Raw genomic sequence first — 20,583 nt, 5'->3', positions numbered from 1 at the left:
ACAACAACTACGAGGAAACCCCGATGTTCATTACCGCCCGCTGCGGCCAGGAGCCGCGTCATGTCTGAGTCCCTGCCTTTGAGCGCTGGCGTGTCGCGCTCGCGCGCATTGGCGCGCCTGCTGGGCTACAGCCTGATCGGCCTGTTGCTGTTCTTCGTGCCGTTCGAGATCGCCGGGCGCTCGACCATCCTCCTCGACCACGCCGCCAGCGCCCTGCAACTGCACGCGCGGCCGCTGGTGGTCGGCGTGGCGTTGCTGTTCATGCTCTACGGCGCGGTCGCTCCCTGGCTCGACGGCAGTTGGCGGCGCAGCCTGACCCACACGGTGTTCAGCGTGCTCAAGGTGTTCGGCCTGCTGATCGGCGCCGCCTATCTGCTGCAGCTCGGCCCGCAGGCGCTGTACCAGCCGGACATGCTGCCGTTTCTGTTCGAGAAGCTGGTGCTAAGCCTGGCGCTAATCGTGCCGCTGGGTTCGCTGGCGCTGGTGTTCCTGATCGGCTTCGGCCTGCTGGAGCTGATCGGCGTGCTGATGCAGCCGGTGATGCGGCCGATCTGGCGCACACCGGGCAAGTCGGCCATCGACGCCGTGGCATCCTTCGTCGGCAGCTACTCGGTGGGCCTGTTGATCACCGACCGCATGTACCAGCAGGGCCATTACAGCGTGCGCGAGGCGGCGATCATCGCCACCGGCTTCTCCACTGTCTCGGCGCCGTTCATGGTTATCATCGCCAAGACCCTGGGCCTGATGGGTCAGTGGAACCTGTATTTCTGGGGCGCCATGGCGGTGACCTTCGCCGTCACCGCGATCAGCGCGCGCATCTACCCGCTGTCGCGCCTGCCGTCCGAATCTACGCCCGAGGCGCAGCTGCAACCCGGTGAAAGCCGCCTGGGCAGTGCCTGGCGCGCCGGCATGCAGCAGGCCAGCAATGCGCCATCGCTGGGCTCGGCGCTGCGCGAAACCTTCGTCGATGGCCTGCGCATGACCGCCGCCATCCTGCCGAGCATTCTCGCCGTCGGCCTGCTCGGCTTGCTCGCCGCCAAGTACACGCCGCTGTTCGATGCCCTCGGCGTGCTGCTCTACCCGCTGACCTGGCTGTTCGGCCTGGACGAGCCGATGCAGGTGGCCCGCGCCATCTCCGCCGGCCTGGCGGAAATGTTCCTGCCGGCGATGCTGCTCAAGGATGCCGACGTGCTGGTGAAGTTCGTCACCGCCATCGTTTCGGTCAGCAGCGTGCTGTTTCTGTCTGCCTCGATTCCCTGCGTGCTGGCCACGCGAATTCCCCTGAGCCTGGGCCATCTGCTGCTGATCTGGCTGCAGCGCACCCTGCTCAGCCTGCTGTTGGCCATCCCCCTGGCCTACCTCGCCCAATTTCTGGGCTGGCTCTGACCGCCCACCACTGACCCGTTCCCACAGGAGCCCGCAACATGACCAAGTTCCGCGACACCGAAATCCGCGCCCCGCGTGGCACCACGCTCACTGCCAAGAGCTGGCTGACCGAAGCGCCGCTGCGCATGCTGATGAACAACCTCGACCCGGACGTGGCCGAGAATCCCAAGGAGCTGGTGGTGTACGGCGGCATCGGCCGCGCCGCACGCAACTGGGAGTGCTATGACAAGATCGTCGAGAGCCTGACCAACCTGAATGACGACGAGACCCTGCTGGTGCAATCCGGCAAGCCGGTCGGCGTGTTCAAGACCCACAGCAACGCACCGCGCGTGCTGATCGCCAACTCCAACCTGGTGCCGCACTGGGCCAGTTGGGAGCACTTCAACGAGCTGGATGCCAAGGGCCTGGCCATGTACGGCCAGATGACCGCCGGCAGCTGGATCTACATCGGCAGCCAGGGCATCGTCCAGGGCACCTATGAAACCTTCGTCGAAGCCGGTCGTCAGCACTACGCCGGCAACCTCAGAGGTCGCTGGGTGCTGACCGCAGGCCTGGGCGGCATGGGCGGCGCCCAGCCGCTGGCCGCCACCCTGGCCGGCGCCTGCTCGCTGAACATCGAATGCCAGCAGACCAGCATCGATTTTCGCCTGCGCAGCCGTTATGTCGACGAGCAGGCCACCGATCTGGACGACGCCCTGGCGCGCATCGCCAAGTACACCGCTGAAGGCAAGGCCATCTCCATCGCCCTGTTGGGCAACGCCGCCGAGATACTGCCGGAGCTGGTACGCCGTGGCGTGCGCCCGGACATGGTCACCGACCAGACCAGCGCCCACGATCCACTCAACGGCTACCTGCCGATCGGCTGGAGCTGGGCCGAGTACAAGGATCGTGCAGCCACCGACCCGGCTGGCGTGGTCAAGGCCGCCAAGCAGTCCATGGCCGTGCACGTGCAGGCCATGCTCGACTTCCAGAAGATGGGCGTGCCGACCTTCGACTACGGCAACAATATCCGCCAGATGGCCAAGGAAGAGGGCGTGAGCAACGCCTTCGACTTCCCCGGTTTCGTCCCGGCCTACATCCGCCCGCTGTTCTGCCGAGGCATCGGCCCGTTCCGCTGGGCGGCGCTGTCCGGCAACCCCGAGGACATCTACAAGACCGACGCCAAGGTCAAGGAACTGATCCCGGATGACGCCCACCTGCACCGCTGGCTGGACATGGCCCGCGAGCGCATCAGCTTCCAGGGCCTGCCGGCGCGTATCTGCTGGGTCGGCCTGGGTCTGCGCGCCAAGCTCGGCCTGGCCTTCAACGAGATGGTGCGTTCGGGTGAGCTGAGTGCGCCCATAGTCATCGGCCGCGACCACCTGGACAGCGGCTCGGTGTCCAGCCCCAACCGCGAGACCGAAGCGATGCAGGACGGCTCCGATGCCGTGTCCGACTGGCCGCTGCTCAACGCCCTGCTCAACACCGCCAGCGGCGCCACCTGGGTGTCGCTGCACCACGGCGGCGGCGTCGGCATGGGCTTCTCCCAGCATTCGGGTATGGTCATCGTCTGCGATGGCACCGACGAAGCTGCCGCGCGCATTGCCCGCGTGCTGACCAACGACCCGGGCACCGGCGTGATGCGTCACGCTGATGCCGGTTACCAGATCGCCATCGATTGCGCCCGCGAGCAGGGCCTGAACCTGCCGATGATCGGCTGAGGAAAGAGATTCCATGAATACGCTTAACCTGAAACCCGGCCAACTGACCCTGGCCGACCTGCGCGCCGCCTACCAGGCGCCTGTGCAACTGACTCTGGACGCCGGCGCCCATAAGGCCATCGACGCCAGCGTCGCCTGCGTCAACCAGATCATCGCCGAGGGCCGCACCGCCTACGGCATCAACACCGGTTTCGGCCTGCTGGCCTCGACCCGCATCGCCAACGACGACCTGGAAAAGCTGCAGCGTTCGCTGGTGCTGTCCCACGCCGCCGGCATCGGTCAGCCGCTGGATGACGCCATGGTGCGCCTGATCATGCTGCTGAAGATCAACAGCCTGGCGCGCGGTTTCTCCGGCATCCGCCGCCAGGTGATCGACGCGCTGATCGCCCTGGTCAACGCCGAGGTCTACCCGCACATTCCGCTGAAAGGCTCGGTCGGCGCTTCCGGTGACCTGGCGCCGCTGGCGCATATGTCGCTGGTGCTGCTCGGCGAAAGCCAGGCGCGATACAAGGGTGAATGGCTGCCGGCCACCGAGGCGCTGGCCATCGCCGGCCTGGAGCCGATGACCCTGGCCGCCAAGGAGGGCCTGGCCTTGCTCAACGGCACCCAGGTGTCTACCGCCTACGCCCTGCGCGGGCTGTTCGAGGCCGAGGACCTGTACGCTGCCGCCAGCGTTTGCGGCGCGCTCAGCGTCGAGGCGCTGCTGGGTTCGCGCTCGCCCTTCGATGCGCGCATCCATGCCGCCCGTGGCCAGCGCGGGCAGATCGACGCAGCAGCGGCGTTCCGCCACCTGCTCGGCGACAGCAGCGAGATCGGCCGCTCCCACGCCGCCTGCGACAAGGTGCAGGACCCGTACTCGCTGCGTTGCCAGCCGCAGGTCATGGGCGCATGCCTGACCCAGCTGCGTCAGGCCGCCGAGGTGCTCGGCGTCGAGGCCAACGCGGTATCCGACAACCCGCTGGTGTTCGCCGCCGAAGGCGAGGTGATTTCCGGTGGCAACTTCCACGCAGAACCCGTGGCCATGGCCGCCGACAATATCGCCCTGGCCATCGCCGAGATCGGCTCGCTGTCCGAGCGCCGCGTCTCGCTGATGATGGACAAGCACATGTCGCAGCTGCCGCCGTTCCTGGTGGCCAATGGCGGGGTCAACTCCGGCTTCATGATCGCCCAGGTCACCGCTGCGGCCCTGGCCAGCGAGAACAAGGCACTGTCTCACCCGCACAGCGTCGACAGTCTGCCGACGTCGGCCAACCAGGAAGACCACGTTTCCATGGCCCCGGCTGCCGGCAAACGCTTGTGGGACATGGCCGCCAACACCCGTGGCGTGCTGGCCGTGGAATGGCTCGGCGCCTGCCAGGGCTTGGACTTCCGTGAAGGGCTGAAGAGCACACCGGCGCTGGAACAGGCGCGTCAGGCGCTGCGCGCCAAGGTGCCGTATTACGTCGAGGACCGCTTCTTCGCCCCGGACATCGCCGCCGCCGATGCTCTGCTCGCCGAGCGCGTGCTGACGCCGCTGCTGCCGGCCGGCATGCTGCCTTCGGTGGGGTGATCGCGTTGCGCGGATGCGATCCGGAGCTCGATCTTTGGGCTCCCGGATTTCATCCGGGCTACGGTCTTTGTAGGAGCCGCGCTCTGCGGCGAATGCTGGTTACGCCGCAGGTCTTGCGCAGCGGCCGCGACCGCTTTCGCCCCGAGGCGGGGCTCCTGCGAGATCACTCGTATGGCTGATGTATCATCCGCGCACCGGGCATATCCAAGGAGCAGCCGTGACCAGTCCCACCCCGCGCTACAAGGCCATCGAGGATTTTCTCCTCGAGCGCATTCACGGCGGCGCCTACCCGGTCAACCACCAGATCCCGCCCGAGGAACAGCTGGCGCGCGACTTCGCCGTCAGCCGCATGACCGCCAACAAGGCGATCCAGAATCTGGTGCAGAAGGGTTATCTGGTGCGTCAGGCCGGGCTCGGCACCTTCGTCACCGACCGCAAGGCCGAGTCGCCGCTGCACGAGGTGATGAACATTGCCAGCGAAGTGCGCGGTCGCGGCCATGCCTACAGCAACGAAGTGGTGCGCTGCGAGGCCATCGCCGCCGATGACGAAGTGGCCCTGCGTCTGGGGCTGCGCCTGGGCGGCGAGGTGTTTCACAGCATCCTCGTGCACCTGCAGGACGGTCTGCCGATCCAGCTCGAGGACCGCTTCGTCAACCCGCGCTGGGTGCCGCATTACCTGCAGAGCGACTTCACCCAGGTCACCCCCAACGAGGTGCTGGTCGCCAGCTGTCCGATCTCGGATGTCGAGCATGTGGTTGAAGCGGTACTGGTGGATGCGCGCACGGCCGAGCTGCTGCAGATTGACCCGGCCATGCCCTGCCTGAGCGTGATCCGCCGCACCTGGTCGGACGATCACCTGATCAGCTATGCACGGCTGATCCATCCCGGTGACCGCTACAAACTGCGCTCGCTGCACAAACGCAGAGCGTAGGCTTTCCACAAACCGTAGGAGCCGGCTTGCCGGCGATGCGCAGTGGTTTCGTCGCAGTTAAAGCCCCTGCCACTGTGCTCGGGGTCAGTCGCTGATCAGCTGATCCACTAGCGCAGGATCGTCGATAAAGCGATTGCGCGTGCCCTGCAGCACCTCAATCTTGTCGTTGCGTGCCTTTTCTTCGGCATCCGGCGGGTCCATGCGGTGCCAGGCCTTGTACATCGGCACCAGGCCGACGATGGGCAACCCGTATTCGATGTGCATGTAGAAGATCGCCCGGGCGATATTGCCCTTGGCTTCGTCACGTGGCTCCACCAGCTGGAAGCTGGTTTTCAGGTCGCAGCCGATATCGGCGAACTTGCTCGGCACGTCATCGGCCAGTTCGGCGAACTGGGCATTGCGTCGTGCCAGCTCCACGCGGCTCAGCGCCGGGTAGTAGTTGTGCAGGTCGGCGACGATGTACGGATAGCGCGGGTTCATGATGGTGCATTGGCGGTCGGTGACGCAGCGCATCGCGCTCTTGAGCTGCTTGCTGCTGTAGATCGGGCTGGCAGTGAGGGTGCCGCTTTCGCGGGCGAAGGTCTGGCCGCAATAGAGCGTGGTGCCGCCATTACCGTAAAGATCCTGCCAGAACGCCTGATCGATGGCCTGTTTGACGTCGCCCAGTTGGGTCTGGCCATTGGCCAGGGAGAAGCTGCTGATGCAGGTTGCCAGGCAACCAAGAAGCAAGGTGACTGCGCGCATACTCTAGCCCCAGTGACTGCCGTTGTCGGAGTCTGTTGTTTTTGTAGGACAAGATGCAGTCTAGCAAGACGTACGTCACAAAAAACATGGCCAAATGCTTTCTCCCAATCTGGAATGGCCCGAGCAAAGTCAGACGGCTGACAGAGGGAGAATGCGTGTAAGCCATGGCTTACACGATGTCACGATTTTCGCCACTGTCGGTCGATCAGGTACGAGCGTACTCTGCTGCATATGGATTCAGCGCAGGAAGCGCCTAGACGAACAGGGACACGCTGGACAGCCGCCAGGATGGTGAGCAGATCAAGGATGTCAGGACAACAGTCTGCAAGGCCCCGCAATCGCGGGGTTTTCTTTTTTCTGGCCCAGAGATTTTCAGCGGCCTGCTCAAGCTGCTCGTTGTTCGACGCGCAATTGCTCGAACCAATCCAGCGTCTCGTCCCACAGACGCTGCGCCGCAGGGCGGAAATACCCCATATGACCGATAGCGCCCAGGCCCTCTGCCTGCGAGTCGAGCGTGCGCGCCTGGTAGGGCGCATTCACATAGGCGGCCATGAAGGCATCGCGTGATGCGGGCGGTGCCCAAAGATCGTCCAGGCTGTTGAGCGCCACCATCGGTGTCTTCACCTGGGCGAAGCGCTCGGCCAGCCCCGGCATCTGCGGGTCGTCGAAGAAGTAGCGCGGGAAGCGGCACCAGCGTTTCCACTGACGGTACACGCCTAGCGGCAGATCCTCGCCCATGCCCAGTTTGCTCCAGGCCAGGTAGCCCTTGTAGCGCGTCATCAGCGGGCCTATCAGGCGCCACATGGCCAGTACGCGCACCTGCTCGGCCCTGGGCATCCAGCCGTGCCAACCGGCGCCGGTACCGAAGGTGTAGAAGCCGGCGACCTGATCATGGTTGGGCAGCAGGCCAAAGGCGTGACCGCCGAACGAATGACCGATCATGAACAGCGGGCGCTCGGCGTGCCGGTGTTGATCCACCGCGGCGGCCAGGTCGATATGGGCCCAGTCCAGATACTCCATCTCGAAACCACGCAGGCTGTCTGGCTTGGACTGGCCGATGCCGCGGTAGTCCAGGGTCATGGTGTTGAAACCACGGCTGGCGGCATGCTCAGCGAAGCGCCGATAGAAACCTTGCGGCACGCCGGTAGCGCCGGCGATCAGCAATTGTGCCTGGGGGCGCTCTGCGTGGTAGCGCGTGGCGGCCAACGGATAGTCGTCGAGGGCTAGCAGGGGCTGGGTTTCGCGGCGAATGCTCGTGCTCATGTCAGGTAGGCTCCATGCGGTGCTGGCGGGTCAGGTGGAGCAGGGTGGCGACGGCCTGTTTCAGCGGCTCGCTGCTGCCGGCGACTCGCGCTTGCAGCAGACCGCCTTCGTAGAGCGCGACGAATAGGGCCGCGAGCCCTTCTGGCTGTGGGTAACCATGACGTTGCAACTGCTGCTGCAGTGCCTGGCGAATGGCGGCGAAGGCATTGGCCAGGGCTGCACGAATTTCATGATCTTGCGGGCCGCTTTCCAGGGCCACGGTGGCTAGCGGGCAGCCGCGCTCGAAGGCGCTTTCCTGCAACTGGCCAAGCGCGCTCTGTAGCCAGATAGTCAGCGCATCGAGTGGATCGGACTGGCGCTCGAAGAGCGCAGCGAACGCCTGCTCGGCGCGCTGGCCGACACGCTCGATGGCGGCCACGGCCAGTTCGGTCTTGCCGTTCGGGAAGTGGTGATAAAGGCTGCCCTTGGGCGCATCGGCGGCGGCCAGCAGTTCGTTCAAACCAACGCCATGCAGACCCTTGCGTTGCAGGGCATCGATCATGGCGTCGATCAGTTTGTCGCGAGTAGTCTTGGTCATGGCCTGGATTATGTAGACCGGTCGGTCTAGCTGCCAGTGTCATTCAGGCCGTAGATGAGGGCATATCGGCATAGTGGAGCGCCGCCCAGTGGGCGGCGCGAGGTATCAGGCCTGCTTGGCTACCCAGGCGGCATAGGCGTCGATGAATTTCTGCAGGAACGGCTTGATGCCGTCGCTGAGTACGCCGTTCTCGTCGAAGAAGTTGCCGGCGCCACCGAGATAAGCCTCCGGCTGCTGCAGCACATGCACGTCGAGGAACACCAGGCACTGGCGCAGGTGATGGTTGGCACCAAAGCCACCAACGGCGCCCGGCGAGGCACTGAGCACGGCGCCTGGTTTACCGCTGAAGCCGCTCTGGCCATACGGGCGTGAGCCGACATCGATGGCGTTCTTCATCGGCGCCGGGATCGAGCGGTTGTATTCGGGGGTGATGAACAGCACCGCGTCGGCCGCCTTGAGCTTGCTGCGAAACGGCGCGTAGGAGGCCGGAGCGGTATCCCCGTCGGCGTCTTCGTTGTACAGCGGCAGGTCGCCGATCTCGAGGATTTCCAGATTCAGCGAGGCTGGTGCCAGATCGGCCAGCGCCAGGGCCAGTTTGCGGTTGATGGAGGCTTTACGCAGGCTGCCGACCAGTACGGCGACGTTGTAAGTCTTGCTCATGTGTACTCCAGAAGGTGAGGAAGGAACAACCACTATAGACCCCGGATGTTTCAGCAGGTGCTGAATGCATCCAGCAGATCTTCGCTGAAGGCCTTCTGCGCCTCGCTGGGCGGATGGCCACGGTGACTGGCCAGGCGAAACTGCACGGTGAAATCCCAGGTGCCGGGCAGCGCGCGCAGGCCACCGCGGTTCACCCAGGGTTGGGCAATGTGCTCGGGCAGATAGCCCAGGTGCGCGCCGGAGAGGATGAACGCCAGGCTGCCCTCGACCTGCTCGCAACGGGCGCTGCTGCTACCGCCCTGCCAGGGCTCGTCGGCGGCGATGAAACGATAGGGATGCACAACCCGGTCGCAGTCCTGCAGGTCGTCGGCGCTCAGCGTTTGCCGCGCGAACAGCGGATGTTGGCTGCCGCAGTACAGGCGCTGGCGCTCCTCGAACAGTGGTTGGTAATCCAGCGCCGTCTGGCTGCCGGAAAAATAGCCGATGGCCAGTTGCAGCTGATCCTGCAGCAGGCGTCGCTCCAGCTCGGCGGGCATGGCGCTGAGCAGTTCGATCTGCACCGCCTGGTTGCGCTGGCGAAAACGTCCGACGGCCTTGCCGATACGCTCGATCACCTCGTCCGATAGCGCCTCCGATAGACCGATGCGCAGCTCGCCGAGCAGCTTGTCGGCCATGCCCTGGGCTTCGCCCTTGAAGGTCTCGATGGCGGCGAACAGCTTGCGTGTGGCAGCCAGCACCTGCTCGCCCTTGGGTGTCAGGCGAAAGCCGGCCTTGCCGCGCTCGCACAGGCGAAAGCCCAGGCGGGTTTCCAGCTTGGCCATCTGTGTGCTGATGGTCGACTGGCCGATGCCCAGCTCACCCTGCGCGGCGCTGAAGCCGCCGCTCTCCCCCACGGTGACGAACAGCCGCAGCAGTTGCAGGTCGAGGTCGCGCAGTTGGCTGAGCATGTGTGCTCCATACATTGATGGCTGTCGATGTTGGAGTAGAACACTTCGAATTTATCCGAAGCAACGCCGGGTGCAGGATGCCGACATGCCTAGCCTCCAGCAGAGAGGCGCGGCCAACCGCATCTGCCCGAGGAACCCACCATGCGTCTTGCTGCAAGCTTGCTGCTCCTGGCTATCGCCACACCGCTGATGGCCGAGCCGAAACAGCTCAATCTGTACAACTGGGCCGACTACGTGGCGCCGCAGGCGCTTGCGCGCTTCCAGGCCGAAACCGGCATCCGCGTCAAATACGACACCTTCGACAGCACCGATGTGCTGGAGAGCAAACTGATGACCGGCGGCAGCGGCTATGACCTGGTCTTTCCCGCTTCCAGCGGCCTGTCGCGCGCCATCCAGGCCAAGGCACTGCAGCCGGTGGGGGCGTTGCAAAACGCCGGCAACCTCGACCCCGAACTGCTGGCCAAGCTGGCCAGCGTAGACCCCGGCAATCAGTACGGCGTGCCCTACACCTGGGGCACGGTGGGCCTGGCGATCAACAAGCAGGCCGTGGAACGACGCCTGCCCGGCGTGGCGCTGGACAGCCTCGACCTGCTGTTCAAGCCCGAGTACGCCAGCAAGCTCAAGGATTGCGGCATCTCCGTGCTCGACTCGCCGCAGGAGGTGATCGCCATCGCCCTCAATTACCTGGGCAAGCCGCCCTACAGCACCAAAGGCGCCGATCTGGACGCGGCCAGCGCTCTGCTCGCGGCGCTGCAACCGAACCTGCGCTACATCGGCAATGCCCGGCAGATCGACGACCTGGCCAAGGGCGAGACCTGCCTGGCGCTGACCTACACCGGTGACGCCGGCACGGCCGCTGCGCGTGCTGTCGAGGCCGGGCAGCCGTTCGAGGTGCTCTACCGCATTCCGCGCGAAGGCACGCTGATCTGGTTCGACACCATGGCCATTCCCGCCGACGCGCCGCATCCGGGCAACGCCCGTGCGTTCATCGACTTCATGCTGCAACCCGAGGCCATCGCCGAGCTGACCAACGAACTGTTCTTCGCCAACGCCAACCACGCCGCCACGCCCCTGCTGGACGAGGCGGTGAGCGGTGACCCGGATATCTACCCGCCCGAAGCCGTGCGCGCACGCCTGTTCGCCGAGCAGGTGCTGAGCCTGCGCGAGCATCGTCAGCGCACCCGCCTGTGGACAGCCTTCCGCAGCCAGTACTGAGTCTGTAGGAGCGAGCTCTGCTCGCGAACATCACCGAAACGAGTATTCGACCATGGACCAAGCCTTCGACAACGACCAGGCCATCACCCGCGCCAGCCTCTACGGCACCGCCGCCGAGCCCACCTACGCCGGCATCACCAGCTTCATGCGCCGGCGCTACAGCCGTGACCTCACCGGCGTGGACCTGGCCATCAGCGGCGTACCGTTCGACACCGCCACCACCAACCGGCCCGGCAGCCGCTTCGGCCCGCGGGCGATCCGCGCTGCCTCGATCCAGTCGGCCTGGGCGCGGCATTTTCCCTGGGAGTTCGACCCCTTCGACCTGCTCGCCTGCGTCGACTACGGCGACTGCTATTTCGACCACGGCACGCCGCAGGACACCCCGGCGCTGATCGAGGCGCACGCCACGCGCATTCTCGAGGCCGGCAGCGCGCTGCTGACCCTGGGCGGCGACCACTTCATCAGCTATCCGCTGCTCAAGGCGCATGCCAGGAAGCACGGCACGCTGGCGCTGATCCACTTCGACGCGCACAGCGACACCTGGCCGGACGAGGAGGGCAAGCGTATCGACCACGGCACCATGTTCTATCACGCCGCGCGTGAAGGCCTGGTCGACCCGGCGCGCTCGGTGCAGATCGGCTTGCGCACCACCAACGACGACGTGATGGGCTTTCAGGTGCTCGATGCCCGCGAGGTACACCGTAGCACGCCGGAGCAGATCGCCGAGCGCATCCGCGCGCGGGTGGGCGAGCATCCGGTGTACCTGACCTTCGACATCGACTGCCTCGACCCGGCCTTCGCCCCCGGCACCGGCACACCGGTGTGCGGCGGCCTTTCCAGCCATCAAGCGCTGGAGATCCTGCGCGGTCTACGCGGTATCAACCTGGTCGGCATGGACGTGGTGGAAGTGGCACCGCCATACGACAACGCCGAGGTTACCGCGCTGGCCGGCGCCGCCCTGGCGATGGAGATGATCTGCCTGTATGCCGCGCGGCATAAGCTGGATGAAAGGACCTAGGGTTGAAATCGCTGTTCATTTCCACCCGGGGTATTCGCGTCGTTTACCTATGGTGGACCGGTGAAGCGTGGTCCACCCTACGATTCGCGATAAGTTTCTGGCAAAAAAACGGGCCTGTTCAGGCCCGTGAGTTCACGCTCAAAGAGTGTCCTGGCATCAGTCCAGACATTGCGCCAGGCCGATGGGCTCGGGCCGGAACAGCCGCGCATCCATCAGCTTCGGCTGGCGCACGATGGGGGCGAAGTCCATGCGCGCGAGGATGTCGCGCTGGATATCCACGCCCGGCGCCACTTCGATCAGCTCCAGCCCTTCGGTAGTCAGGCGCAGCACGCAGCGCTCGGTGACGTAGAGCACCGGCTGGCCGCGCTCGGCGGCCAGGCGGCCGGCGAAGGTGCGGTGTTCCACCTCGGCAACGAACTTGCGCAGCTCGCCGTCCTGGACGATGCGCAGCTGGCCGTCTTCGATGCGGATGTCCTGCTTGCCGGCGCTGAAGGTGCCGACGAACACCACCTGCTTGGCGTTCTGGCTGATGTTGATGAAACCGCCGGCTCCCGCAAGGCGACTGCCGAACTTGGACACGTTGAGGTTGCCCGCTGCATCGGCCTGGGCCAGGCCAAGAAACGCGATATCCAGGCCGCCGCCGTCATAGAAATCGAACTGGTAGGGCTGGTCGAGCAAGGCGCTATGATTGCTCGCTGCGCCGAAGTCCAGGCCCGAGGCCGGCACGCCGCCGATCACGCCGGGCTCGGCGGTCAGCGTCAGGCGCTCGATCACGCCCTCTTCGGCGGCCACCGCCGCCACACCCTCGGGCATGCCGATGCCGAGATTCACCACCGCGTCCGCTTTCAGCTCCAGCGCCGCGCGGCGGGCGATCAGCTTGCGCACGTCCAGCGGCATCAGGGTCAGGCTGTCCACCGGTACGCGGGTCTCGGCGGCGAAGGCGGGGTTGTAGGCGGTGGCGAAGGTCTGCTGGTGATTGGCCGGCTCGGCCACCACCACGCAATCCACCAGGATGCCGGGAATCTTCACCTGCCGTGGGTTGAGCGAGCCGCGCTCGACCACCCGCTCGACTTGGGCAATCACCAGGCCGCCGCTATTGCGCGCGGCCATGGCGATGGCCAGGCTCTCGATGGTCAGCGCCTCGCGCTCGAAACTGAGGTTGCCGTCAGGGTCGGCGCTGGTAGCGCGAACGATGCCGACGTTGATCGGGAAGGTCGGGTAGAACAGGTAGTCCTCGCCATCGATGGGCATCAACCGCACCAGATCGGCAGTGGTGCGTGCATTGAGCTTGCCGCCGCCGTGGCGCGGGTCGACGTAAGTGCCCAGGCCTACCCGCGACAGCTGTCCCGGCTTGCCGGCGGCGATGTCGCGAAACAGCTGGGAGATCACCCCCTGCGGCAGGTTGTAGGCCTCGATGCGGTTGTCCACCGCCAGCTTCTGCAACCCCGGCACCAGGCCCCAGTGGCCGCCGATCACCCGGCGCACCAGGCCTTCATGGGCCAGGTGGTTGAGGCCGCGACCCTTGCCGTCACCTTGGCCGGCGGCATACACCAGGGTCAGATCGCGCGGCGCCTGTTCAGCCACGAAACGCTGCTCCAGGGCGATGGCGATCTGCTCGGCGAAACCGATGCCGACGAAGCCGCCGGTGGCCAGGTTGGCGTTGTCCGGGATACGCGCCACGGCTTCGGCGGCGGTCATGATCTTGCTCATTGCGGGTACTCGAAAGCGATTGAACAACACGGCATATGGACAGCACGGCGCCCGAGGGCGCCATGCTCGTCAGAAGCTTCCAAACAGGGTGCCCAGGGTGATCACCACAACCAACGCCACCAGTGGGAAGGCCACGGTGTTGACGAAGATGAACTTGTACGACTCGCGGTGGGTGAGCTTGCAGATCGCCAGCAGCGAGATCACCGCGCCGTTGTGCGGCAGGGTGTCCATGCAGCCCGAGGCCATGGCGGCGACGCGGTGCAGCAGCTCGGGGCTGATGCCGGCGGCGTTGGCCATTTCCAGGTACTGCGCGCCGAGGGTCTTCAGGGCGATGGACATACCGCCGGAGGCGGAACCGGTGATGCCGGCGAGGATGTTCACCGCCACCGCTTCGGAGATCAGCGGGTTGCTGGAGACGCCCAGCACCAGGTCACGGATGATGACGAAGCCGGCCAGCGAGGCGATCACCGTGCCGTAACCCACCTCGGCGGCGGTGTTGAGGATCGGCAGCATGGAGCCGAAGGCGCCGTCGTTGACGCTCTTCTTCAGGTCCATCCAGCGCTTCCAGTGCATGGCGATCAGCAGCACGATGGCGGCGCCGAGGGCGACGATGATCGACCAGATGCCGATCAGCGACTTGGCATCCTGCAGACCGCCGTATTCCGGCTTGGCCAGGTAGCTGGTGTCGACGGCCGGCAGAATCTGCTTGGCCATCAGGAAGTTCAGCGCGATCACCACGAAGATCGGCAGCAGCGCCAGCCAGAAGCCGGGAATGTCGCGCCGCTCTTCGACGACCGGGTCGTCGCGGTGCTCGCCGTAGCCTTCACCCGCGGCCATCAGCTTGCGCGACTGCGCGGTTAGCCACCAGGTGCCGAGGCCGAACATGATCAGGCCGGCGATCACCCCCAGGCCCGGCGCCGCGAAGGCGTCGGTGCCGAAGAAGGGGTTGGGAATGGCGTTCTGGATAGCCGGTGTACCGGGCAGCGCGGTCATGGTGAAGGTGAACGAGCCGAGGGCGATGGCACCGGGGATCAGGCGCTTGGGAATGCCCGCCTCGCGGAACAGCGCGGCGCCAATCGGATACACGGCGAAGGCCACCACGAACAGCGACACACCGCCGTAGGTGAGGATGCCGCAGGCCAGCACGATGGCCAGGATCGCGCGCTCGCTGCCGACCTTGGCGACGATGCCATGGGCGATAGCGCGCGCTGATCCCGAGTCGTCCATCAACTTGCCGAACAGTGCACCCAGCAGGAACAGCGGGAAGAACTGGATCACGTAGCCGCCCATGGCCTTCATGAACACCTGGGTGTAGGTGGGCAGCAGCAGAGCGATGTCGCCGGCGAACAGCAACGCCAGCAGGGCCAGCAGTGGAGCGAGGATCAGGACGTTGATGCCGCGATAGGCGAGGTACATCAACAATGCGAGGGAAATCAGAATACCGAGGGTACCCATGGGTGGTTCCTTTTGTTGTTGTTCTAGCGGCTCGAGGCCGTTCTATCGGGAAGGCGCGGATGCGGCAGCGCGCCTTTGCCGGATATAGAGCCAGAGTCGTGCCAGGGTGGGGTGAGACTTTGGTCGATAGGGGTTGAAGGCCTCTGCAACGAGGGTTTCAGGCTTGAGTGCGCGATTTGAGTCGAGAGGGCGAGGATCGTGGGTGTCCATATTTATGGATTTAGTCCAGGTTTTTGGATGGTCCGCTGATTTTTAGTCCAGGAAATTGGACATTGATGGTTTTCATAATTGCGCTCGCCCGGTTCCCATCCGGCGGGTTTCACCCGCCCTACCGGCGATGTAGGGCGGGTGCAACCCGCCAATTGTTGATTGCATAAAGGGCAGGCCCCGGATTTCATCCGGGCTACAAATTGCGGACGGCAACGGTTTCTGTAGGAGCGGCTTTAGCCGCGAAGCGATTTCCGGTTCGGTGACAATCGCGGCTGAAGCCGCTCCCACGACCAGCAATCAATACCGTAGCCCGGATGCAATCCGGGGCTTTTGTGGGCGCCTGCTCCCGGATTTCATCCGGGATACGCGATTGCGGCCCGCCACGCTTTTGTGGGAGGGGCTTTAGCCGCGACTGTTGTGGAGAAGCGTTGCGGGGGCGCATCGCCGGCAAGCCGGCTCCTACAGGGTGAGGCGCTCAGCCCCGGCGACCCAGCCCATGCTGCGCCAGCTTGGCGTAGAAACCAGCGCGGGAAATGCCCAGGCGCTCGGCGGCCAATTGGCGATTGCCATCGGTTGCCGCCAGTGCCGCCTGCAACGCCTGGCGCTCGGCCTGCGCCAACTGTTCGGCCAGCGTCTGCGTCGTGCTCATCATCACTGGCGCAACGGGCGTAGGCGCGCTTGGCGCCACCGGATCGACCAGCAAACCACGTAAAACTTCGCCATCCAGTCGCCCATCGGCCGCCAGTTGCGCCCGCTCCAGCAGGTTACGCAACTCACGCACATTGCCCTTCCACAGCTGTGCGCAGAGCAGGGCGAGGGCATCGTCTGTCAGCTCCATGGGCGCCAGGCCGGAGCGGTTGGCCAGGTCATCGAGCAGGTGTTCGATCAGTGCGGGAATGTCGCTGGCACGCTCGCGCAGTGGCGGCACGCGCAGGGCCAGCACGTTGAGGCGGTAGTAGAGATCGTCGCGGAACTGCCCGGCGGCCACCTTGGCTTCCAGGTCGATATGGGTCGCGGCGATCACCCGCACGTTGAGCGGCTTGACCTGATTGGAGCCGAGCGGCTCCACCTCCTGCTCCTGCAAAACGCGCAGCAGCTTGGCCTGCAACGGCAGCGGCAGATCGCCGATCTCGTCGAGAAACAGCGTACCGCCGTTGGCCACTTCGAACTTGCCGATGCGCGCCTTACGGTCTGCGCCGGTAAAGGCGCCGGGTGCGGTGCCGAACAGCTCGGCCTCGACCAGGGTCTCCGGAATCGCTGCGACGTTGACCGCGACGAATGGGCCGTTGGCGCGCGGCGACAGATTGTGGATGCCCTGCGCCAGCAGCTCCTTGCCGGTGCCGGTTTCGCCGCGAATCAGCACGGTGGAGTCGAGCTGCGCAGCACGGCGGGCCTGGCGCTTTACCTCGCTGGCCGCACTGCTGGCGCCGATGAACCCGGCGATGGTGTAGCGCGCCCGACGCGCCTTGGCCAGCTCGTGCTGGGTGGCGAGCAGTTGCGTCTGCAGGTTGGCGTACTTGGCCATCAGCGGTTTGAGGTGGCGGGCGCGGTCGAACAGCACGAAGCCCAGGGCGCCGACCAGGGTGCCGTCCTCGTCGCGCAGCGGTATGCGGGTGACCACGAAGTGCTCGCTGCCGAAGGCCATCAGATCGAGCATGCTCGGCTGGCCGCTTTCCACCACCTCGCGCAGGCGGCTGGCCGGCAGCACTTCCTCGATCTCCTTGCCCAGTGCCGTGCGCGCATCGGCGATGCCGACCTTCTGCGCGTACTTGTCGTTGATCCAGACGATGCGTGCCTGGCGATTGACCGCGATGGTGCCCTCGCACTGCGCATCGAGGTGATCGAACAGCAGCGGCATGGCCACCGCGCGAAAGCGTTCGGGCGACACGCCGATGATCAGACCGTGCTGGTCGAGGTCGTCGCGGGAAATGGCCATGGGCGAGTGTCCGAAAATGAGATCCCGGTGATTATGGGCAGCGCCGATCAGGCCGGGCAACGTCAACAGTCATCAGACAATGGCATTCGCTGCGCGCTTCTGGAATAGTTGGGCGGCCGCGCGTAACCCGCCGGCACCTGCCGATCGCCCACAAGGCCTGCCCGGCAGCCGTGACACCTGCCGTGTCCCTTTCGCGTGCCGACCAGGCGCGCCAGGCGAGCCATCCGCTCGCCGCTGGATCCGCACCGCTTTGCCGGTGCCACAACGACAATGACCAAGATCCATACAAGGACGCCCCGATGAAACTCAAGCGACTCTTCTCCGCGCTCGCCGCTGGCGCTGCGCTGACCGCCCTGTGCGCCACCGCGCAGGCGCGTGAATACTCCGTTTCCACCGTACTGTCGGACGCCTTCCCCTGGGGCCAGGCCGCGCAGAAGTGGGCCGATCTGGTCAACGAGCGCTCCGAGGGGCGCATCACCCTGCGCGTGTACCCCAATGCGCAACTGGTCGCCGGCGACCAGACCAAGGAATTCTCCGCCATGCGCTCCGGCCTGATCGACATGGCCGTGGGCTCGACCATCAACTGGTCGCCGCAGGTGCCGGAACTCAACCTGTTCTCCCTGCCGTTTTTGATGAAGAACGATGCCGACCTCGACGCCATCACCCAGGGCGAAGCCGGCAAGCTGGCCTTCGCTGCCATCGAACAGCGCGGCATCGTGCCGCTGGCCTGGGGCGAGAACGGCTTCCGCCAGCTGTCCAACTCGGCCAAGCCGGTGCGCAGCCCGGCCGATATGACGGGCCTGAAGATCCGCGTGGTTGGCTCGCCGCTGTTCCAGGACACCTTCACCGCCCTTGGCGCCAACCCGACGCAGATGAGCTGGGCCGATGCCAAGCCGGCACTGACCACCGGCGCGGTGGACGGCCAGGAAAACCCGCTGTCGGTATTCGACGTGGCACGTGTCGACCAGGTGGGCCAGAAGTACCTGACCCTGTGGGACTACATGGCCGACCCGCTGGTGTTCGCCGTTAACCAGCGCGTATGGAAATCCCTGCCTGAGGAAGATCGCGAACTGCTGCGCCAGGCGGCCATCGACGCCGGCAAGTGGGAGATCGAGCTGTCGCGTGGCGCCCAGGCGCAGCGCCTGGGCGACGTGCGTGAGCGCGGCGTGGAAGTGATCGAACTGAGCGACACCGAGCGCGCGGCCTTCGTCGAAGCCACCGCCAGCGTGCATGAGAAATGGGCACCGCGTATCGGCGATGCGCTGATGGATGCCGCGCGCAAGGCCGTGGCCCAGCCCTGATTCGTTTTATCTGACCGCAAGCCCACACTACGGGGCGTAGTGGTGGATGTCCCGCAGCCCGCTCTGCTCCCCTCTCCCGCATGCGGGAGAGGGCCCGGGGGAGAGGGCAGGGGTGTTACCACTGGCGCGCCTTGCTCCGGTCGTTCGAGGTTCTTATGAGCAAGCAAGTCGACGCGCCGCTGGAGCGCGTGCTCGCCACCCTGGCCCTGGTGATCATCAGCCTGATCAGCCTGGCCAACGTCGTGGTGCGTTATTTCACCGATGCATCCTTTGCCTTCACCGAGGAAATCTCGGTGTTCCTGCTGGTCATCCTCACCTTCGCCGGTGCTTCGGTGGCCATGCGCAGCAACCGGCACATTCGTATCGGCCTGCTCGAGCGCCTGTTCCCGCGCCTGCGCACGCCGCTGATCCTGTTGCAGTGGCTGGCCGGCGTTTTGGTGCTGGGGCTGGTGTGCTGGTATGGCGGCCAGTTCGCCTGGGAGGAATTCCAGTGGGATTCCGAGTCGCCCGGCCTCGGCCTGCCCAACTGGTGGTACGTGATCTGGCTGCCGGTCCTGGCGCTGCTGCTGTTCGTGCGCCTAACTCAGATGACCGTCGATCGCCTGCGCGGGAGAATCAGTGATGAGCCCTGATCTCTGGCTGATCCTCAGTTTCGCCGTGCTGCTGGCGCTCGGTGTGCCGGTGGCCTTCGCCCTCGGCCTCTCCGGCGCCATCGGCATCATCGCCGGGCTGTCGCCGGACATGCTCGCGACCCTCGGCACCAACACCTACAACGGCGTGGCCAAGTACCCGCTGATCGCCATTCCGCTGTTCATCCTCACCGGCCTGGTGTTCGAGAAGGCCGGTGTGGCGCTGCGGCTGGTGCGCTTCGCCCAGGCGGTGATCGGCCCGCGTCATGGCGGCCTGGCCATGGTCGCGGTGCTGGTGTGCCTGATCATGGGCGGCATGAGTGGCTCTGGCCCGGCCGATGCCGCCGCCGTGGCCATGGTGATGCTGCCGAGCATGACCAAGGCGGGGTATCCCAAACCCTTCTCGGCTACGCTGATCGCCGCCTCGGCCTCGACGGCGATCCTGATTCCGCCGTCCATCGCGCTGATTCTCTACTCCATCGTGGTGCCGGGCGTGGACCTGCGTGCGCTGTTCGCCGCCGGCCTGTTCCCCGGCATTCTGGTCGGCCTGGTGCTGCTGGTACCGGCCTGGCTGCTGTCGCGTCACTACGGCTGGGAGTCGCCGGAATCAAGTGAGCGGCCACCGCTCGGGGAAAGCTTCAAGCAGGCGCTGCCAGCGCTGTTCGCCCCGGTGCTGATTCTCGGCGGCCTGCGCAGCGGCCTGTTCACGCCCACTGAAGCCGCCGTGGTCGGCGTGACCTACGGCGTGCTGATCGGCCTGTTCGTCACCCGCGAACTGGACTGGCGCAGCCTCTGGCGTCTGTGTGGCGAAGCCGGGGTGATCTCCGGTGTGGTCATGCTGATCATCGCCCTGGCTGGCATCTTCGCCTGGGCCGGCACCATGCTCGGTACCTTCCGCCATCTGGCCGAATGGCTGATCTCGCTGTCGGACAACGGCTGGGTGCTGCTGGCGCTGGTGATGCTCGCGGTGCTGCTGGCCGGCATGCTGCTCGATGCCATCTCCATCTACCTGATCCTGATGCCGATCCTGATTCCGGTGATGCAGCACTTCGGCTGGAACCCGGTGTGGTTCGGCATCCTGCTGGCGATGAACATCGCCATCGGCCAGTTCACCCCGCCGGTGGCGATCAACCTGATGGTCACGGCGGAAGTGGCCAAGATACGCCTGGAACAGACCGTCGGCTGGGCGGCGCTGTTCGTCGTGGTGATGTCCAGCGCCCTGCTGCTGGTGGCGATCTTCCCGGAAATCGCCCTGTGGCTGCCGCGCGTGCTGGGTTATGCGGTGTAAAACAGGCCAGGCCGTCTATAGTTGCCAGATGGTGCGCAGCGGGGGGCTGCGCACCGCTGAGGGC

Annotated in this window: 17 protein-coding genes; 9 read left to right on the top strand and 8 right to left on the bottom strand. The window is 65.5% G+C overall.

Features of this window, described 5'->3' with window-relative positions; genetic code table 11:
* Positions 1–60 precede the first annotated feature (60 nt).
* From BLS08_RS23155 to hutC, 4 genes are all read left to right on the top strand, one after another.
* Positions 61–1,386, top strand: a complete 1,326-nt coding sequence (locus tag BLS08_RS23155; RefSeq protein ID WP_017675759.1) for a YjiH family protein — start codon at positions 61–63, stop codon at positions 1,384–1,386.
* Between the two features lie 38 nt (positions 1,387–1,424).
* Positions 1,425–3,086, top strand: coding sequence for a urocanate hydratase (hutU, locus tag BLS08_RS23150; RefSeq protein ID WP_017675758.1), 1,662 nt, complete (start codon positions 1,425–1,427; stop codon positions 3,084–3,086).
* A 13-nt stretch (positions 3,087–3,099) separates the two neighbouring features.
* Positions 3,100–4,635 (top strand): histidine ammonia-lyase, encoded by a 1,536-nt coding sequence (hutH, locus tag BLS08_RS23145; protein ID WP_017675757.1) that lies wholly within the window; start codon positions 3,100–3,102, stop codon positions 4,633–4,635.
* Between the two features lie 217 nt (positions 4,636–4,852).
* Positions 4,853–5,566: a histidine utilization repressor gene (gene hutC / locus BLS08_RS23140; protein ID WP_017675756.1), complete on the top strand. Its 714-nt coding sequence runs from the start codon at positions 4,853–4,855 to the stop codon at positions 5,564–5,566.
* A gap of 84 nt (positions 5,567–5,650) precedes the next feature.
* Here the strand turns inward: hutC and BLS08_RS23135 are convergent, their stop codons facing one another.
* The 5 genes from BLS08_RS23135 to BLS08_RS23115 all read right to left on the bottom strand — a co-directional run bounded on the left by BLS08_RS23135 (position 5,651) and on the right by BLS08_RS23115 (position 9,757).
* Positions 5,651–6,310: an endonuclease gene (locus BLS08_RS23135; protein ID WP_017675755.1), complete on the bottom strand. Its 660-nt coding sequence runs from the start codon at positions 6,308–6,310 to the stop codon at positions 5,651–5,653.
* Positions 6,311–6,694: 384 nt separating this feature from the next.
* On the bottom strand, positions 6,695–7,573 hold the full coding sequence (locus BLS08_RS23130; RefSeq protein ID WP_017675754.1) for an alpha/beta hydrolase family protein: 879 nt from the start codon (positions 7,571–7,573) through the stop codon (positions 6,695–6,697).
* A gap of 1 nt (position 7,574) precedes the next feature.
* Complete coding sequence (locus BLS08_RS23125) at positions 7,575–8,150, bottom strand: TetR/AcrR family transcriptional regulator (RefSeq protein WP_017675753.1); 576 nt, start codon at positions 8,148–8,150, stop codon at positions 7,575–7,577.
* Positions 8,151–8,255: 105 nt separating this feature from the next.
* Positions 8,256–8,810: an NADPH-dependent FMN reductase gene (locus BLS08_RS23120; protein WP_017675752.1), complete on the bottom strand. Its 555-nt coding sequence runs from the start codon at positions 8,808–8,810 to the stop codon at positions 8,256–8,258.
* 50 nt (positions 8,811–8,860) lie between these two features.
* Positions 8,861–9,757, bottom strand: a complete 897-nt coding sequence (locus BLS08_RS23115) for a LysR family transcriptional regulator (RefSeq protein ID WP_017675751.1) — start codon at positions 9,755–9,757, stop codon at positions 8,861–8,863.
* Between the two features lie 141 nt (positions 9,758–9,898).
* Here BLS08_RS23115 and BLS08_RS23110 point away from each other — a divergent pair, with 141 nt between their 5' ends.
* Complete coding sequence (locus tag BLS08_RS23110) at positions 9,899–10,972, top strand: polyamine ABC transporter substrate-binding protein (RefSeq protein ID WP_017675750.1); 1,074 nt, start codon at positions 9,899–9,901, stop codon at positions 10,970–10,972.
* 52 nt (positions 10,973–11,024) lie between these two features.
* Positions 11,025–11,990 (top strand): agmatinase, encoded by a 966-nt coding sequence (gene speB / locus BLS08_RS23105; RefSeq protein WP_017675749.1) that lies wholly within the window; start codon positions 11,025–11,027, stop codon positions 11,988–11,990.
* 156 nt (positions 11,991–12,146) lie between these two features.
* Here the strand turns inward: speB and BLS08_RS23100 are convergent, their stop codons facing one another.
* From BLS08_RS23100 to BLS08_RS23090, 3 genes are all read right to left on the bottom strand, one after another.
* Positions 12,147–13,700 (bottom strand): acyl CoA:acetate/3-ketoacid CoA transferase, encoded by a 1,554-nt coding sequence (locus BLS08_RS23100; RefSeq protein ID WP_017675748.1) that lies wholly within the window; start codon positions 13,698–13,700, stop codon positions 12,147–12,149.
* A gap of 69 nt (positions 13,701–13,769) precedes the next feature.
* Entirely contained in the window at positions 13,770–15,155 is a 1,386-nt protein-coding gene (locus BLS08_RS23095; RefSeq protein ID WP_017675747.1) for a GntP family permease, read from the bottom strand.
* 685 nt (positions 15,156–15,840) lie between these two features.
* Positions 15,841–17,301, bottom strand: coding sequence for a sigma-54 interaction domain-containing protein (locus tag BLS08_RS23090; RefSeq protein WP_055984773.1), 1,461 nt, complete (start codon positions 17,299–17,301; stop codon positions 15,841–15,843).
* Positions 17,302–17,600: 299 nt separating this feature from the next.
* On the opposite strand from BLS08_RS23090, the gene BLS08_RS23085 reads away from it, so the two are divergent.
* The 3 genes from BLS08_RS23085 to BLS08_RS23075 all read left to right on the top strand — a co-directional run bounded on the left by BLS08_RS23085 (position 17,601) and on the right by BLS08_RS23075 (position 20,519).
* A complete protein-coding gene (locus tag BLS08_RS23085; RefSeq protein WP_055984768.1) occupies positions 17,601–18,602 on the top strand; it encodes a DctP family TRAP transporter solute-binding subunit in 1,002 nt (333 codons plus the stop codon).
* Between the two features lie 155 nt (positions 18,603–18,757).
* On the top strand, positions 18,758–19,234 hold the full coding sequence (locus BLS08_RS23080; RefSeq protein WP_017675744.1) for a TRAP transporter small permease: 477 nt from the start codon (positions 18,758–18,760) through the stop codon (positions 19,232–19,234).
* Positions 19,224–20,519 carry a TRAP transporter large permease gene (locus BLS08_RS23075; protein WP_017675743.1) on the top strand — a complete coding sequence of 432 codons (1,296 nt, stop codon included), beginning with the start codon at positions 19,224–19,226 and terminating at the stop codon, positions 20,517–20,519. The genes BLS08_RS23080 and BLS08_RS23075 overlap by 11 nt, the downstream gene beginning before the upstream one ends.
* The last annotated feature ends 64 nt before the right edge of the window (positions 20,520–20,583 follow it).

The sequence above is a fragment of the Ectopseudomonas chengduensis genome (assembly GCF_900102635.1).
Classification (GTDB): Bacteria; Pseudomonadota; Gammaproteobacteria; order Pseudomonadales; family Pseudomonadaceae; genus Aquipseudomonas; species Aquipseudomonas chengduensis.
The sequence above is the reverse complement of the archived record's forward strand: the minus strand, read 5'-3'. Positions and strand labels throughout refer to the sequence as shown.